This window comes from Streptomyces syringium (assembly GCF_017876625.1).
Classification (GTDB): domain Bacteria; phylum Actinomycetota; class Actinomycetes; order Streptomycetales; family Streptomycetaceae; genus Streptomyces; species Streptomyces syringius.
Genome location: NZ_JAGIOH010000001.1, coordinates 2461352 through 2477180, shown reverse-complemented (window position 1 = coordinate 2477180; position 15829 = coordinate 2461352). Strand labels below are relative to the sequence as shown.

The window sequence follows — 15829 nt, the reverse complement described above, 5'->3', positions numbered from 1 at the left end:
TGCGGCGGCGAGCGCCCTGCGGGCGCGTCCTCAATCGCCGGACGGGCTTGATGTGGCTGGGCTCAGCCCAGAACCAGCCCGCTGGGGGCATCTCCCAGCGGTAGCCGGGGGAGCTCGAGGGCACCGCCGTGCAGCGGAGGTGCACCCGCCGGGCCAAGGCCCAGGAATACGACGCAGCATCGCCCTGTTGCCGCTGCCGGGGGCCCTGGACGACGAGCGGAAGAGGCAGGCACGCGATGAGCGGCAGCACGGTGGAGCTCACCAAGGACAACTTCGACGAGATCGTCTCCGACAGCGGATTCGTGCTCATCGACTTCTGGGCGGAGTGGTGCGGGCCGTGCCGGAAGTTCGCGCCCGTCTACGAAGGAGCGGCCGGGCGCCATGACGATCTGGTTTTCGCCAAGGTCGACACCGAGGCGCAGCCGGAGCTGGCCGCCGCCTTCGAGATCCAGTCGATCCCGACGCTGATGATCGTGCGCGACAACATCGCGGTGTTCGCCCAGCCCGGCGCGCTGCCGGAGGCCGCGCTGGAGGACGTCATCAAGCAGGCCCGCGCGCTCGACATGGACGAGGTACGGGCCTCGGTCGCGCAGGCCCAGGCGGACGCGGAGGCCGGTCAGGGCGGCGAGCGGCGCGACGGTGAGTGAGCTGCTGCTGGTCCGGCACGGCGAGACCGAGTGGAGCCGTTCCGGGCGGCACACCGGGCTGACCGATGTGCCGCTGACCGAGGTCGGCGAGGGGCAGGCGACGGCCCTACGGCCGTTGCTCGCGGAGCGCACGGTGTCCCTGGTGCTGGCGAGCCCGCTGGGGCGGGCCGTGCGGACCGCCGAACTGGCCGGGCTCACGGACATCCACACCGACCCCGACCTGCGGGAATGGGACTACGGCGGCTACGAGGGCGTGACGACCCCGGAGATTCAGCGCACCCGGCCCGACTGGTATCTGTGGGACGACGGGGTGATCCCCGGGCCCGCCGGGCATCCCGGGGAGACGCTCGAAGAGGTGGGCGCACGGGCCGACCGCGTGCTGGCACGGATCGCGTCGCGGTTGGAGCCGGCGGACGACGGCGATGTGGTGCTGGTCGCGCACGGGCACTTCCTCCGGGTGCTGACCGCTCGTAGGCTCGGGCTGCCGCCCGCGGCCGGCGCGCTGTTCCGGCTGGACACGGCGACGGTCAGCCGGATCGGCACCGAGCACGGGCGCCCGGCGCTCGTGGCCTGGAACACGCCGTCCGCCGGGACGTCCGGGAAGGCGGGAACGTCTGGGACGTCCGGGAGCTCCGGGGCGTCCGGGAGCGGAGCCTCCGCCGTCGCTATACCCGACGGCGCTCCCGAAACCGCGTCCGATGCGTCTCCCGGGCGTGTCGGAACCGGGGCGGGGGCCGCGTCGGCACGATGATCGGGACGTTGGGTCCCGATCTTCATATGACTCGTTTGAACCGTTCTTGCAGGAGGAAGCCAGTATGGCCACGAACCGCACCGCGCACACGGTCTGGGAAGGCGAACTGCTCAAGGGCAGTGGCACCGTCACTTTCGACTCGTCCGGCATCGGCGACTACCCGGTCTCCTGGCCGTCCCGCGCCGAGCAGGCCAATGGCAAGACGAGCCCCGAGGAGCTGATCGCGGGCGCTCACTCCAGCTGCTTCTCCATGGCCCTCTCGCACGGGCTGACCGGCGCCGGCACCCCGCCGACCCGCCTGGAGACCAAGGCCGAGGTCACCTTCCAGCCGGGTGAGGGCATCACCGGCATCCACCTCACCGTGCGCGGCGAGGTGCCGGGCCTGGACGAGGAGGGCTTCGTCGCGGCCGCCGAGGACGCCAAGAAGAACTGCCCGGTCAGCCAGGCGCTCACCGGTACGACGATCACGCTCTCGGCCGAGCTGGCCTGACCGCCGAGCGACTGCGGACCAACCGCTCCCGGCCGCCGCACGGCGGCCGGGAGCGGTTGGTCCACCCCGGCCGTCTCACGACCGCAGGGACGCGTAGACGATCAGGTTCTGCACGGGGTGTCCGTCGGGGGCGCGGTCGTCCGCGCAGGTGACCAGGCGCAAGGCCCGCTCGGAGGTCTTGCCGTAGACCTTCTTCACCGGGAACGCCTTTTTGCCGACCTTCTCGGTGCCGGTCACCGCGAAGTGGAGCACCTTGCCGTCGCCGCGCTCGATGTCGATGACCGTGCCCTTGCCGACCTTGTCCAGGTCGTGGAAGACGGCTTTTCCGTCGCGGGCGTCGTTGTGGCCGACGATGACGGCCGCCCCGGACTCGCCGGGCCGGGCGCCGCCCGTGTACCAGCCCGCGGTCATGCCCTTCTCCCGCGGCGGGACCCGCACGGTCCCGTCCTTGTCCATCCCCAGGCGGATCAGCGGGCTCCGCACGCCGATGGCGGGGATGGAGACACCGGCCGGTTCCTCGGCCGAGGCGGGGGTGCCGCTGGCCTTGTCGTCGGCGGTTCCGCCCAGGGAGCAGGCGGTCAGCAGCGCGACCGCCGGCATCAGCAGGGCGAGGACGAGGGCGGACAGGCGGGTGCGGGGCATGGGTATCCATCCGGGGTGAGGAAGCACCGCCCACGCTAGGCAGTGGCTCCGCGCCCGTGCCTCGGATGAATGGCCACTTCGCCATCCCCCTAAAGGACGAGACGCGGGCCCTCGCACGGGCGGGGCCGTGTCGCGCGCCCCACCGCTTCGCGGCGGTGTCCTCAGACGGCGGGCGGGTCGCTGGGTGTGACGCGCTGCAACAGTCCCCAGCTGAATTCCGCCACGTACTCCGCGCGCTTCCCGGCGGCGTCCGGTGCCGTGAACGACAGCCGCCAGCGGGTGGGCGCCGTGCCCTCCATGGGGCGTGCGGGCGGGAAGGCACGCGCCACCTCGTCCACGGTGCACGCCCAGGGCCGCAGGTCACGGACCGTACGCAGCGCCGGGCCGGGCAGGCCGGGGGCCCGGATCAGCCATTCGTTCCAGACCGCGCCGCCGGGCGCGGTCAGCACCTCGAACCTCAGATCGGGCCAGAGCGGCACGCGCCACGTCAGGGCATCGAAGGTCAGGTCGCCCACGCGGCGCTCGGAGACCGTCTCGGGCGGGCCGAGCGCGGAACGGTAGCGGGCGCCCGCCGCGCGGCGGCGCGGGGAGTGCGCCATGGCCTGCCAGCGGCGGTTGGCCTCGCGCATCTGCGCGCGGTCGACGCCCAGTTCGCGCAGGGCGTCCTCGACCAGGCCCGGCTGGTGGTCGGCCATCCGGCGCAGCAGCACGAGCTGGAACGCGAGCGGGTCGAAGGCGGGGGTGGCGGAGGGGCCGGGCGCTGAGCTCATGGAGGCATGGTCGCGCACCCCGTCCGGATCCCGGCGCCGGTCGACGGTCTTCGTCGCCGAGCGCGGCGGTATCGCGACACCGACCGCCGGGAACCAGCCACGCTGACGGGTGATCAGGACCGGGGCCGGGCAGCCCGTCCGCGGATGTCGTCGAAGCTTTACCCGCCGTCACCCCGGAGCTGGCCCGTGGGCCGCCTGCGTCACCGGCCCGGCCGGTACGGTCTGGACATGACCGAAATCGACCCGCAGCGAACCGCCTTGGTGATCGTCGACCTCATGGAGCGCATCGTGGCGCTTCCGCTCGCGCCGCGCTCCGGCGACGAAGTGGCGGAGAGATCCGTGGAGTTGGCGCGGGCGTTCCGCAAGGCGGGGGCGCCGGTCGCGGTCGTACGGGTGGAGCGGCCGGGGGTGGTGGAGCAGCCGCCGGGCAGCGCGCTGCTCGAGGGTGTCGCCGAACCGGGTGACATCGAGGTCGTCAAGGGGGCCGTCGGCGCGTTCCACGGCACCGGGCTGGACGCGCGGCTGCGGGAGCGCGGGGTGCGGACGCTCGTCCTCACCGGGATCGCCACCAACCTCGGCGTGGAGTCCACCGCCCGCGCCGCCGCCGATCACGGCTATGAGCTGGTGTTCGTGGAGGACGCGATGAGCGCCCTGACCGAGGCGGAGCACCGGGCGTCGGTGACGCTCGACATGCCCCGGCTGGGCACCGTCGTCACGGCCCGCGATCTGCGCCTGACCGGCTGAGCGGGCATAGACGCGGGCACAGAGCGGCACCCGGCGGGCCGCGGTGACCGCTCAGAGGCGGGTGTACGGGTCGTCGGGGTCCTCGCCGAGCATCCGCTTGAGCAGGTCGCGCAGCACCGCGCGCTCCTGGGTCGACAGCCCCGCCAGCGGTTCGCGTGCGAAGTTCAGCGACTCGCGCAGCCGGCCGGAGACCTCCCGGCCCGTTTCGGTGGCCGCGGCGAGCTTCACCCGGCGGTCAGCGGGGTCCGGCCGGCGTTCGACCAGGTCACGGGCCTCCAGACGGTCGATGATGCCGGTCACGTTGGACGGCTCGCACTTCAGCTGCTGCGCGATGCGGCGCATGGGCTGCGGCTCGCCGGCCAGCAGCGCCAGCACCCGCGCCTGGGCGCCGGTCAGGGAGTGCTTGGCCGCCGCCTCCTCGTACTCCTCGTGGTAGCGCGCCACGACGGTCGCGATGAGTTCGACGACTTCGAGGGTCAGGGCATCCGTTCGGTGGACCATACGGCTCAGGCTACCCGGTTGCTTGACAACATGAAATATCGAGGCGCATGGTTGTTTTAGTTGGTGAACCATTAGGAGGCTTCGTTTCATGTCCGCAACGCCCACCACCGGCCGTGAATGGCACCTCGTCGCCCGCCCGCAGGGCTGGCCGAAGCCCGAGGACTTCGCGCTCCGTGAGGTCGCGGTCCCCGAGCCCGGCGAGGGCCAGATCCTCGTCCGCAACGTCCACATGTCCGTGGACCCGTACATGCGCGGCCGGATGAACGACGTCAAGTCGTACGTACCCCCCTTCCAGCTCGACCAGCCCATGGACGGCGGCGCGATCGGTGAGGTCATCGCCTCCCGCGCCGAGGGCTTCGAGGTCGGCGACCACGTGCTGCACGGCCTCGGCTGGCGCGAGTACGCGGTGGTCGACGCCCGGCACACCGCCAAGGTCGACCCGGAGCTGGCCCCGCTCTCCACCTACCTCGGCGTGCTCGGCATGCCGGGCCTGACCGCCTACGCGGGTCTGCTGGAGGTCGCCTCCTTCAAGGAGGGCGACGCGGTCTTCGTCTCCGGCGCGGCGGGCGCGGTCGGCAGCCTCGTCGGCCAGATCGCCAGGCTCAAGGGCGCCTCGCGCGTCATCGGCAGCGCGGGCTCGGACGAGAAGGTCCGGATCCTCACGGAGGAGTACGGCTTCACCGCCGCCTTCAATTACAAGAACGGCCCCGTCGCCGAGCAGCTCAAGGAAGCCGCCCCCGACGGCATCGACGTCTACTTCGACAACGTCGGCGGCGACCACCTCGAAGCGGCCATCTCCTCCCTGAACGTGCACGGCCGCGCCGCGCTGTGCGGTGCGATCGCCCAGTACAACGCCACCGAGCCGACGCCCGGCCCGAGCAACCTCGCCCTCGTCATCGGCAAGCGGCTGCGCCTGAACGGCCTGCTCGTCTCGGACCACCAGGCGCTGCGCCCGCGGTTCATCGAGGAGGTCTCGGCCTGGGTGCGCTCCGGCGAGATCAAGTACAACGAGACGGTCGTCAAGGGCATCGACCACGCCGTGGACGCCTTCCTCGGCATGCTCCGCGGCGAGAACACCGGCAAGATGATCGTCAGCTTCGAGGGCTGAGGCGGCATCCTCAAGCGCCGGACGGGCTGCTTGTGGCCCGTCCGGCGCTTGAGGACGCGCCCGCAGGGCGCCCGCTGCCGCAGGCGGCACAGGTCAGGGCGCTCGCGGCAAGCGCTACGCTTTGCCGCCATGCGAGATCTTGTAGCGGGCATGACCTACCTGGCCAAGGGCCAGCGCTGGGTGGGGCGGAACCGGAAGCAGTGGGGGTTCGGACTGCTGCCCGGGCTGATCACGCTCGTGGGATACGCGGGCGCGATGGTCGCGCTCGTCCTCTACGCGGACGACGTCGTCGGCTGGGCCACGCCCTTCGCCGACGGCTGGGGCTCGCCCTGGCTCGGCCTCTTCCGGGGCGGCCTGACCGTCCTGTTCTTCGGCGGCAGCCTGCTGCTCGCGCTGATCTCCTTCACCGCCGTCACGCTGCTCGTCGGCCAGCCCTTCTACGAGTCGCTCTCCGAGAAGGTCGACCTGTCCGAGGACGGCACCGTCCACGAATCCGGGCTGCCGCTCTGGCGCGAGCTGTGGATCTCCGCCCGCGAGAGCCTCGCCGTGCTCCTCAGGGTGGCCGTCTGGGGCGTGCTGCTCTTCGCCCTCGGCTTCGTGCCCGTCATCGGGCAGACGGTCATTCCGGCGATCGGCTTCTGCGTCTCCGGGTTCTTCCTCACCGAGGAACTCACCGCCGTCGCCCTCCAGCGCCGTCGCGTCCCCCTGCGGGAGCGCCTGCGGTTGCTGCGCTCCCGCAAGCTCCTCGCCCTCGGCTTCGGTGTGCCCCTCACCCTGCTCTTCCTGGTGCCGTTCGTCGCGGTGTTCGTCATGCCCGGCGCGGTCGCCGGCGCGACGCTGCTCGCCCGCGACCTCACGGGCGAGGCGGCCCCGGAGGACGGGAATGACGGGGACGACGACCGTCGGGTCTCGGACCGCGCCGTCAGCTGAGCACGTCCGCCGACACCAGCCCCGGCGCGGTGGCCGGGGCCTCGGCCAGTACGCCGCCGTCCGGGGACCACACCGCACTGAGGCCGCAGGCGTCGTACGGGCCCGCGGGGCCCGTGTGGTTGGCGAGCAGGACGTGCAGGCCGTGGTCCCTCGCCAGCGCCGGGAAGACCGCCACGCGTTCCTCGGCGCCGACGCCCTTGGAGTACAGCGAACTCGCCAGCAGCACCCGGCAGCCGTCGGCCGCCGCGCGGGCCGCGAGCTCGGGGAAGTGCGTGTCGAAGCAGATGGCCAGCCCGAACGCGACACCGCCCAGCGTGAACCGGCCGTCCGCCGTGCCGGGGACGAAGCCCGCGGCCCGCTCCGTATCCGTCACGTGCCGCTTGTCGTAGCGCGTGAGCAGCGCGCCGTCCGGCCCGTACACGTACGAGGTGATCGTCGGCCCCGCCGCCGTGCGCCCCGCGCAGTTGACCACCGCGGCGACCCCCGCCGCCGCGCAGGCCTGCCGCACCGGGTCCAGCCGGGGATCGTCGGGGGCGAAGGCGAGCCGGTCCGGATCGGCGACGATCTCCGGCAGCTCGTAGCCGGTGACGGCCAGCTCGGGGAAGACGACGAGCGCCGCACCCCGCTCCGCCGACTCGGTGACGAACCCGGCCATGCGCGCGACATTGGCGTCGACGTCGCACGGCCGGGCGGTGAACTGCGCCGCTGCGATGATCATGCGTTCATCATGACCGAGGGGCGCCACCCGCCGCCACGGTGATCAAGGCCCGGATCTGCGCGGTGATCGCCTGCCGGTCCCGGACGAAAGAGGGGTCCGTGATCCGCCCGGTGGCGGGATCGGTGTTGCCCGCGCCGAACCGCAGCACCGGCGTGTGCAGATGGCCGCCCGGGAGGTACGGGCGCAGCGCGTCGCGCAGCAGCGTCGCCCGGTAGGCGATCTCGTTGGAGAGGTAGTCGCCCCCGCCGCCCTCGCGGGCCGTCGAGCCCGGCGTCGGCCCGGCGGGCCGGTGCACGGGCCCGGTGCCGCCCGCCGGGATCTCCGTGACGGCCGTGTTGTCGTACACCGGGTACGGGCCGGTCTTCGCGGCCAGGATCGCGTCGTAGGGCAGGGTCGTCGACGTCCACTGCGGCTGCGGGTGGACGGTCGGCACGCCCGGCGGCACGGGGACGGTCCCGGTGCGGGACGCGCCCACGTTGTCCGGGTAGCCGCCGCGCCAGGCGCCGTTGGTGTGCTCCAGGTCGAAGCGGCCGTCCCGCCCCTGGCTGATCGTCGTGAACAGGTCCGCCTCCCGCTGCCCGGACTCGAAGTGCGGCAGCAATGTGCGCTCGACGTCACCGGCCGTGAAGTCCGCCCAGCGCACCGGGAAGAGCGCCGCCTCGATCCGTGCCGGACCGGTCGGCGTGTTCACGGTCGTGCCGTCCAGGGCGAGCGCGGCAGCGCCCGAGGGGTTGGAGCGGCGGATGTCGGAGTCCAGCTGGAAGGGGTCGAAGCCGGTGATCACGACGCGCTTGATGCCCCGGTCGCCCCGGGGCAGCTCGATGGAGTCCTGCCCGCGCGAGCCGCGCTCGACCTTCGCGACCAGCTTCCCCACCAGGGCCGTCCGCCGCGCGTCCGTCATCGCGAACGCCGGCTTCCAGTCGCGCAGCGCCCGAGTCATCCCGAGGCGCGCCCAGTACAGCGGACGGTCGTCGTCCTGGCTGAGGTCCCCGGAGCGGCCGGCCGCGCGCCCCTGCGCGCGGTCCACGGCCCGCTGCCACAGCCGCCGCCCCTCGGCGGTCGCGAGCCGCTCGGCCTCCGCCGCGGTGCGCGTACGGGCCAGGGCGCGGGCGAAGCCGGGCGCCACCCCGTCGAACCCCGAGCGGCGCAGGACCTCCTGCGGCACGGGGCCGGTGAGCCGCTCCTCCTCGGCAGTGGGCGACGTGGCCGATGGCTCCGATGACGCGGCGGGAGCCGCGACGGCAGGGGTGGGCAACAGGGCGGCGCACGCGAGCAATGCGATGCCGAACGACATCCGGGCCTTCTCAATGGGTCTCATGAGCCGGAAGGAAATCATTGTGCGTGCATAGGCGGAAGGGAAGCACTCAACACCCGTTACGTACAGTCGAGTTCAGGCCACAATGGCGGGATGCGAATAGCCGAGTACGCCGCCCCGCTGTTCTCACCCGGGAGCGGTCAAGGGACCCGTCAGTTCGCCGAGTTGGGCATCGCGCTCCTGCTCGCGTCGCTCATCGGCCTCGAACGCGAGTTACAGCAGAAGAGCGCCGGCCTGCGCACGCACACCCTCGTCGGTGTGGGCAGCGCGCTGTTCATGGAGGTGTCGGCCCACGGCTTCGGCGTGGTCGAGCTGGCGGGTGTACGCCAGGACCCGTCACGGGTGGCCGCACAGATCGTCTCCGGCATCGGCTTCATCGGCGGCGGCCTCATCTTCGTCCGCCGCGACGCGGTGCGCGGCCTGACGACCGCGGCCACGATCTGGCTGACCTGCGCCGTCGGCATGGCGTGCGGCGGCGGCCTGCCGCTGCTCGGTGCGGCGGCCACCGTGGTGCACTTCCTGGTCGTCCGCGGCTTCCCGATGATGACGCGGCGGATGACGGTGACGCCCGTGGCGGAACAGGTGGAGCTGAGACTGTCCTACCGCACGCGCAGCGGGCTGCTGGGACGGGTGCTGGAGCTGTGCACGAAGCGAGGCTTCCGGGTCACGGACGTACAGATCGACGCCGATACCGCCCCGTGCGGGGACGGCAGCCGTGAGAAGGGCAGACACAAGGAGGCGGGCCTGGTGCTGAGCCTGGAGGGCAAGGGATCCGCCCACCCTCTCGTGGAGGAGCTGACGGACTGGGACGGCATCCGCTGCGTGGGCCTGAGCGCGCATCGCGACAGCACGGAGTGACGGCGGCGCGGGGCGCCCCGGCGGCGTTGTCGGGAGGCGGGTGCCGGTGACGGGTGTCAGGCTGGCTGGGAAGGCATCCGCGAAGGGAACTTCCATGATCACCACAGACTTCGTCCACGGCTCACCCTGCTGGCTCGATATCGGCGCTCCGGACGTCCCCGCCACGTCCCGCTTCTACCGTTCGGTCTTCGGCTGGGACTTCCAGTCCATGGGTTCGGACCCGGAAGTCGGCGAATACGGTGTCTTCCAGCTGGACGGCAAGGGCGTCGGAGGCATCGGGCCGCTCACCGAGCAGGGGGCCCGCTCGGCCTGGATGATCTACTTCAGGACCGACGACGCCGATGCCACGGCCCGGGCCGCGGAGCAGCAGGGCGGCACCGTGCGAGTGGCACCGTCCGACGCGGACGAGTGGGGGCGGATGGCCCAGCTCACCGACCCCCAGGGCGGGCAGTTCGCCGTCTGGCAGGCGGGGGAGAAGGCCCTGGGCGGCCTGGAGGCCGCCGACCGGCCGGGCGCCCTGTGCTGGACCGAGCTCTACACCACCGACGCGGCCGCGGCGAAGGCCTTCTACGGCAGCGTCTTCGGCTGGACCACGCAGGACATGCCCCTGCCCGGCGACGGGGACGGCACGTACTCCCTCATCACCCCGGCGGACCAGCCCGAGGAACGCATGCACGGAGGCCTCATGCAGCTCCCGGCCACGGACCTGTCCCTGAACGGCGGCCGCCCCTACTGGCACCCCGTCTTCGCCACGGCGGACTGCGACGCCACGGTCGCCAAGGTCACCGAGAACGGCGGCAGCGTCCAGATGGGCCCGGAGGACGCGGAGGGCGTGGGCCGCCTGGCCGTCTGCGTCGACCCCAACGGCGCAGACTTCGTGGTGCTCAAGCCGAGCGAGATGTGAGCGCGGGCGGAGCGCGGCCGGTCGACCTCCCCGCACCGGCGCGGGGAGGTTGACCGACAACACGGTTGTCGTTGGTCCCTCCGCTTCGGCAGGGTCGTCCCCGTGGTGGTTCGGCGGGGGGTGGGGACGTGTCCGCGCAGCAGAGTGAGCCCGTGGCCCCTTCGGTGACGCTGAATGCCGAGGCGTGGGCCGAAACCACCGCCCTTGCCGTGGGGCCCGCGAAGTTCAGGTTCGCCGATCCCATGGCCTTCCGGGCGCATATCGACGTGATGCCCTTCGCGGGGGTGCGGCTCTCGTTCATGCGCTACTCGGCGTTGGTCTCGCAGAGAACCCCGGATCTCATCAGACGCTCGGACCCGGAGCTGCTCCAGGTCGCTCTCATGCTGTCGGGGCGGCAAGGTATCGAGCAGAACAGGAACAACGTCCTGATCTCCCCGGGCGACATGGTGCTGTTCGACAGTTCACGACCGTTCGAGGGCTGTCTCGCCCCGGGGGAGGACGGCGGCTCGTCGGTGATGCTCCAGTTCCCCCGGCATCTGCTGCCCGTGCCCGAGCCGCAGATCGCGAAGCTCTGCGCCGCGACGCTGCCCGGCACACGAGGTGTCGGTCGCCTGCTGCGGCAATTCCTGCTGGGGCTGTCCGAGGAATACCGGCACTGCACACCCCACGACCGGCTGCGGCTGAGAAACACCACCCTGGACATGGTGACCGCCATGCTGGCGCAGTACACGGACGCCAAGGCGCCCCTGTCCCCGGAATCCCGCCGGCACCTGCTGTTCCGGTCCCTCAGCTGCTTCATCATCGAGAACCTGGACGACCCGGACCTGTCACCCGACAGCATCGCCCGGGCCCACCACATATCCGTCCGCTACCTGCAACGCGTATTCCAAGAAGAAGGCAGCACCGTCACGACCTTCATCAAGCAACACCGTTTGGACCGGTGCCGACACGATCTGGCCGATCCGGACCTGGCCGGGACGGCGATCAGCGCCATCGGCAGCCGCTGGGGTTTCGCCCACCCCTCCGACTTCTCGCGCGCCTTCCGCGCCTACATGGGAATGACGCCACGCGAATACCGTCAGGCCGCCCTCGCGGGCTGACGGCCGAGCCCGGTACGGCCGCTCCGTACCCGGCGGTGGCCGGGCACGGAGCGGGGACTCGGCTCACGGGGATGCGTCCCCCCGTAGCGCATCCGGTGAGCCGGCTCCGCCAGTAAAACTAGCGACAGTTGCCGCGCCTCATATATGCGCTGCGCGCACACCCCTTGACGGGCACCGCACATCGGCCGCGGGCCCGGGACGAGTGGTGTCCCGGGCCCGCCGTCATACGGTGATCAGCAGGTGCGCCCCACGTAGTGCGCGCCGTTGATCTTGTCGGCGGACCCCAGCCAGACGGTGCCGGGAGCGACGCAGCGCTCGTGGTCGGGGCCCCAGGCCACATCGACCTTGATGACGACGCGCGAGCCGTCACCGGTGCAGTGGTTGTAGAACGCGTCACTCCCCGTCTCGTAGAACCCGCAGGGGTTCAGAGCCGCGGGAGTGGCGGAGGCCGCCGAGGCCAGGCCGAGGGTGAGAGCCACGGCGCCGACGGCGGCGGTCAGGGAGCGGCGAACGTTCACAGGTATCTCCTCATGGGTACGCGATGCCCGGGGTGTGGTGTCCCGGGTGCACGGAGAGCGTTGCGCCGTTCGCGGGGGCCGTCACGTGATCTCGCTCGGACGAGTGGCGGAGTCCACCGGTTCGAGTGCGGAACGGGCGCGCGCGGTCCGAATGTCACCGGGACGGGGACGCGACGTGAGAAGTACCGTCTTCGTCACGGCGGTTGGCAGGCGCCGGGAGATCGCGCACACCGGCTCCAGGGGAGGAACCGCCCATGCCCGACGACCCGGTCGACGTACTCGACCTCGACACCAAGGCCCGGCTCCTGTCCGGGCAGGACATGTGGTCCCTGCCCGCCGTCCCCCGTATCGGGCTGCGTTCGATCGTCATGTCCGACGGGCCCGTCGGCGTGCGGGGCGTCCGCTGGACCGCCGACGATCCTTCGCTCGCGCTGCCCAGCCCCACCGCGCTCGCCGCCACCTGGGACCCGGCGCTCGCCCGTCGCGTGGGCCGACTCCTCGCGGCGGAGGCGCGGCGCAAGGGCGTGCACGTGCTGCTCGCGCCGACCGTCAATCTGCACCGGTCCCCGCTCGGGGGCCGGCACTTCGAGGCGTACAGCGAGGATCCTTACCTCACGGCGCGCATCGGCACCGGCTATGTGCGGGGCGTGCAGGACGGCGGGGTCGCCGCCGTGGTGAAGCACTTCGTGGCCAATGACGCCGAGACCGAGCGGTTCACCGTGAACAACAAGGTTTCCGCCCGCGCCCTGCGCGAGCTGTATCTGGCCCCCTTCGAGGCCATCGTCAAAGACGCCCGGCCGTGGGGCGTCATGGCCGCGTACAACCAGGTCAACGGCGTGACCATGACCGAGCACGGCCACCTCCAGAACGACGTCCTGCGCGGGGAGTGGGGCTTCGACGGCATCGTCGTCTCCGACTGGCTCGCCGCCCGCGACACCGTGCGTGCCGCGCTCGGCGGGCTCGATGTGGCGATGCCGGGGCCGGTGACGGTCTACGGTCCGGCGCTCGCCGCCGCCGTGCGGGCCGGGGACGTGCCCGAGTCGGTGGTCGACGACGCCGTGCGCCGCGTGCTGCGGCTCGCCGACCGGGTCGGCGCCCTGGGCGAGGCGACCCGGGCGCGCCCGTCCGCCCCGGACGGCCGCGCCCTCGCCCGCGAAGTCGCCGCCCGCTCCTTCGTGCTCGTACGCAACGCGCCCGTCCGCGGCGCCCCCGCCCTGCCCCTCGATCCCGCGCCGGGCCTCCGGGTCGCGCTTCTCGGCGGCGCCGCCCGTGATGCCCGCATCCTCGGCGGCGGCTCCGCGCAGGTCTTCCCCGCACGGGTCGTCTCGCCGCTGGACGGGCTGCGTGCCGCGCTTCCCGAGGGCGCGGTCACCTACGCCGTCGGCGCCGAACCCGGCGACGAACTCCTTCCCGCAGGTGCGGGGTTCACGCTGCGGGCCGTGTGCCGGGATGCCGCCGGGCGGATGCTGGGGGAGGAGCGCATGCCCAGTGGCATGGTGCAGTGGCTCGGTGATCTGCCCGCCGGGGTCGGTTACGAGGCCCTGCGCACCGTCGAGCTGACCGGCACGTTCACCCCGCGCGAGAGCGGTCCGCACGTCTTCGGCACGAAGGGGGTCGGTGCCTTCCGGCTCGTTGTCGGCGGGCGGACGCTCTTCGACGGGGAGCAGGGCGCCGACCACGCCGATCCCTTCGAGGCCTTCCTCGGCTCGCCCGTGGAACGCGGCCGGGTCGTACTCGCAGCAGGCACGGCCGTCGAGGTCTCCCTCACCTGCGTCGTCGCCGAACCGGACGGCGCACCCATCGAGGCCGTCGGCTTCTGCCTGCTGCACCGCGAACCCGAGCGCGACGCGGAGGAACTGCTGGCCGAGGCGGTCGCCGTCGCGGCCTCGGCGGACGCCGCCGTCGTCGTGGTCGCCACCACCGAGCGCGTCGAGAGCGAAGGCTTCGACCGCACCACCCTCGCCCTCCCCGGCCGCCAGGACGAGCTCGTCGCCCGGGTGGCCGCCGTCAACCCCCGCACCGTCGTGGTCGTCAACTCCGGCTCACCCGTGGAGCTGCCGTGGCGCGACGACGTCGCCGCCGTGCTGCTCGGATGGTTCCCCGGGCAGGAGGCGGGCGGGGCCCTGGCGGACGTGCTCCTGGGCGGGCGCGAGCCCGGCGGCCGTCTTCCCACCACCTGGCCGGTACGGCTCGCGGACGCGCCCGTGACGCGGGTCGCCCCGGTGGGCGGCGAACTCGCTTATGCGGAAGGGCTGTTCATCGGCTACCGTGCGTGGGAGAAGGTGCGGGCGACCCCCGCGTACGCCTTCGGCCACGGCCTCGGTTACACCGACTGGTCGTACGAGACCCTCGACATGGGCGGCACAGGAACAGCGCGTGTTCGCGTACGCAACACCGGCAGCCGCCCCGGCCGCGAGGTCGTCCAGGTCTATCTGGCCGTCCCGCCCGGTGACAGGGCCGGGCGTCCGGTCCGGCGGCTGGCCGGCTTCGCCTCCGTCGAGGCGGGGCCCGGCGAGACGGTCGAGGCGGTCGTCGCGCTGGACCCCCGGGCCTTCGAGGTCTGGGACGACGAGGCGGCCGGCTGGCGTCGGATCCCCGGCACCTACACCGCCGAGGCCGGCCGCAGCATCGCCGACCGCCGGCTGACCGCACCGGTCGAAGTGGCATGAGGGAGCGGTCGGCCCAACAGACCGGGGCGGGGCCACCTGACAGGCCCCGCCCCTCCTCACCGCGCGGTGATCGTGCGGTACGCCATGTCGGCCAGCGTCCGCTGTCCCCTCTTGTTGGGGTGGAACCAGTCCCACTGGCTCAGCTCCTGGCCGGTGAAGGCGTAGCCGCTGACCGCGGTGTCGTAGCGGCACAGCTTGTCCCGCGCGCACGCGCTCTTGAGCACGTGGTTGTACGCGGCGACCCGCTGGGCGACCTGGTCGCGGCGGGCCACGGCGGCCGCGTCCACCGCCTCGGAGTCGCCGAGCATCGACGGGCAGATCCCCAGCTTCCAGACCGTCTTCGCGTAGCCGTTCGTCCGCCCCTGCGACCACAGCCGCTTGAGGTCCGGCACGCCCGCCACGTACACCTGGGCCTTGGGCAGGGAACGGCGGAGCTCCTTGAGCGAGGACTCGAAGTCCTCCCGGAACTGCTCCACCGGTGTCATGTCGGCCACATTCTTGCGGCAGGCGTCATTGGCCCCCAGCAGCACCGTCACAAGCTGCGGCTTCCGCGCTATCGCCGACCGCATCTGCGCCGGCAGGTCCGCCATCCGCGCGCCCGTCCTCGCGTAGTTCCAGCTGCTCGTCTGCGGATACGGCAGCAGCCGTTGGGCCAGGCTGTTCACGGTGCTGCCAGTGGCCCAGGAGGCCTCGGGGCAGTCGGCGAGCACGCCACAGGCGTCGAAGCCCCGGGTGATGGAGTCGCCGAGCGAGGCCATCGACGCGGGGCGGGCGTTCCAGGCGGGCTCGGGTGCGGCGCTGGGCTTCGCGGCCGCCTTGGCCGAGCCACTGTTCGTACCGTCGTCGCAGCCCGCGACGAGGAGCGCGGCCGAGAGCGCCGCCACCGCGGCCCGTACCATCCGGGGCCGCCGCCCCGTGCTGCTGCGCATCGTGTTTCCCCCATCCGGCCGGGTGATATCTGTCCTGGTCCGACGGTACGTCACCCCGTGGGTGCCCACGCACGGTAGCTTTTCCCGGGAGTGAGGAGGCGCGCCGGGCACAGTCCGGCGATTTTCGCACTCCGGTGCCAACGATTGGCAACACGTCACGTCCTGTCCCTTTTCAGGAGAATTGCTCCCGATGGTGTTTACTGTTGGTAACCTCGTGGGCTGGTACGGGAGTGGT

The 15829-nt window shown here is 72.3% G+C and carries 16 protein-coding genes and 1 pseudogene; 10 read left to right on the top strand and 7 right to left on the bottom strand.

All coding sequences use genetic code 11. The features are described 5' to 3' along the window. The first annotated feature begins 236 nt into the window (after window positions 1–236). From trxA to JO379_RS10980, 3 genes and pseudogenes are all read left to right on the top strand, one after another. Window positions 237–647 carry a thioredoxin gene (trxA, locus tag JO379_RS10990; protein WP_130877623.1) on the top strand — a complete coding sequence of 137 codons (411 nt, stop codon included), beginning with the start codon at window positions 237–239 and terminating at the stop codon, window positions 645–647. Further along, window positions 640–1227 (top strand): annotated as a pseudogene (locus JO379_RS10985) (histidine phosphatase family protein); the annotation flags it as partial. The gene trxA and the pseudogene JO379_RS10985, both read left to right, overlap by 8 nt. Before the next feature lie 235 nt (window positions 1228–1462). Further along, entirely contained in the window at window positions 1463–1888 is a 426-nt protein-coding gene (locus tag JO379_RS10980; RefSeq protein WP_209514778.1) for an OsmC family protein, read from the top strand. 75 nt (window positions 1889–1963) lie between these two features. Here JO379_RS10980 and JO379_RS10975 read toward each other — a convergent pair whose 3' ends face one another. Continuing rightward, a complete protein-coding gene (locus JO379_RS10975) occupies window positions 1964–2530 on the bottom strand; it encodes a class F sortase (protein ID WP_130877620.1) in 567 nt (188 codons plus the stop codon). Window positions 2531–2691: 161 nt separating this feature from the next. Next, complete coding sequence (locus JO379_RS10970; protein ID WP_130877619.1) at window positions 2692–3300, bottom strand: hypothetical protein; 609 nt, start codon at window positions 3298–3300, stop codon at window positions 2692–2694. A 228-nt stretch (window positions 3301–3528) separates the two neighbouring features. On the opposite strand from JO379_RS10970, the gene JO379_RS10965 reads away from it, so the two are divergent. Beyond that, the gene (locus tag JO379_RS10965; protein WP_209514776.1) at window positions 3529–4044 is read left to right on the top strand and encodes an isochorismatase family protein; all 516 of its coding nucleotides are present in this window, start codon (window positions 3529–3531) and stop codon (window positions 4042–4044) included. A 51-nt stretch (window positions 4045–4095) separates the two neighbouring features. Here the strand turns inward: JO379_RS10965 and JO379_RS10960 are convergent, their stop codons facing one another. After that, window positions 4096–4545 (bottom strand): MarR family winged helix-turn-helix transcriptional regulator, encoded by a 450-nt coding sequence (locus JO379_RS10960; RefSeq protein ID WP_130877617.1) that lies wholly within the window; start codon window positions 4543–4545, stop codon window positions 4096–4098. Between the two features lie 88 nt (window positions 4546–4633). On the opposite strand from JO379_RS10960, the gene JO379_RS10955 reads away from it, so the two are divergent. Then, window positions 4634–5653, top strand: coding sequence for an NADP-dependent oxidoreductase (locus tag JO379_RS10955; RefSeq protein WP_130877616.1), 1020 nt, complete (start codon window positions 4634–4636; stop codon window positions 5651–5653). 129 nt (window positions 5654–5782) lie between these two features. Beyond that, window positions 5783–6583: an EI24 domain-containing protein gene (locus JO379_RS10950; RefSeq protein WP_209514774.1), complete on the top strand. Its 801-nt coding sequence runs from the start codon at window positions 5783–5785 to the stop codon at window positions 6581–6583. Here the strand turns inward: JO379_RS10950 and JO379_RS10945 are convergent. Beyond that, on the bottom strand, window positions 6576–7301 hold the full coding sequence (locus tag JO379_RS10945) for a carbon-nitrogen hydrolase family protein (protein WP_130877614.1): 726 nt from the start codon (window positions 7299–7301) through the stop codon (window positions 6576–6578). The two genes, JO379_RS10950 and JO379_RS10945, sit on opposite strands and share 8 nt — an antisense overlap. A gap of 7 nt (window positions 7302–7308) precedes the next feature. Continuing rightward, a complete protein-coding gene (locus JO379_RS10940) occupies window positions 7309–8619 on the bottom strand; it encodes a PA0049 family protein (protein WP_245381437.1) in 1311 nt (436 codons plus the stop codon). A 90-nt stretch (window positions 8620–8709) separates the two neighbouring features. Between JO379_RS10940 and JO379_RS10935 the strand changes: the two genes are divergently transcribed. The 3 genes from JO379_RS10935 to JO379_RS10925 all read left to right on the top strand — a co-directional run bounded on the left by JO379_RS10935 (window position 8710) and on the right by JO379_RS10925 (window position 11478). After that, window positions 8710–9474: an MgtC/SapB family protein gene (locus JO379_RS10935; protein ID WP_130877613.1), complete on the top strand. Its 765-nt coding sequence runs from the start codon at window positions 8710–8712 to the stop codon at window positions 9472–9474. Window positions 9475–9568: 94 nt separating this feature from the next. Continuing rightward, window positions 9569–10378: a VOC family protein gene (locus JO379_RS10930; RefSeq protein ID WP_130877612.1), complete on the top strand. Its 810-nt coding sequence runs from the start codon at window positions 9569–9571 to the stop codon at window positions 10376–10378. A 128-nt stretch (window positions 10379–10506) separates the two neighbouring features. Continuing rightward, window positions 10507–11478 (top strand): AraC-like ligand-binding domain-containing protein, encoded by a 972-nt coding sequence (locus tag JO379_RS10925; RefSeq protein ID WP_242626017.1) that lies wholly within the window; start codon window positions 10507–10509, stop codon window positions 11476–11478. A gap of 233 nt (window positions 11479–11711) precedes the next feature. Here the strand turns inward: JO379_RS10925 and JO379_RS10920 are convergent, their stop codons facing one another. Then, on the bottom strand, window positions 11712–11996 hold the full coding sequence (locus JO379_RS10920; RefSeq protein ID WP_130877611.1) for a DUF6355 family natural product biosynthesis protein: 285 nt from the start codon (window positions 11994–11996) through the stop codon (window positions 11712–11714). Between the two features lie 254 nt (window positions 11997–12250). On the opposite strand from JO379_RS10920, the gene JO379_RS10915 reads away from it, so the two are divergent. After that, window positions 12251–14665, top strand: coding sequence for a glycoside hydrolase family 3 protein (locus JO379_RS10915; protein WP_209514771.1), 2415 nt, complete (start codon window positions 12251–12253; stop codon window positions 14663–14665). A gap of 56 nt (window positions 14666–14721) precedes the next feature. On the opposite strand, the gene JO379_RS10910 is transcribed toward JO379_RS10915, so the two are convergent. Further along, a complete protein-coding gene (locus JO379_RS10910) occupies window positions 14722–15594 on the bottom strand; it encodes an SGNH/GDSL hydrolase family protein (RefSeq protein WP_130877609.1) in 873 nt (290 codons plus the stop codon). Window positions 15595–15829: the final 235 nt, after the last annotated feature.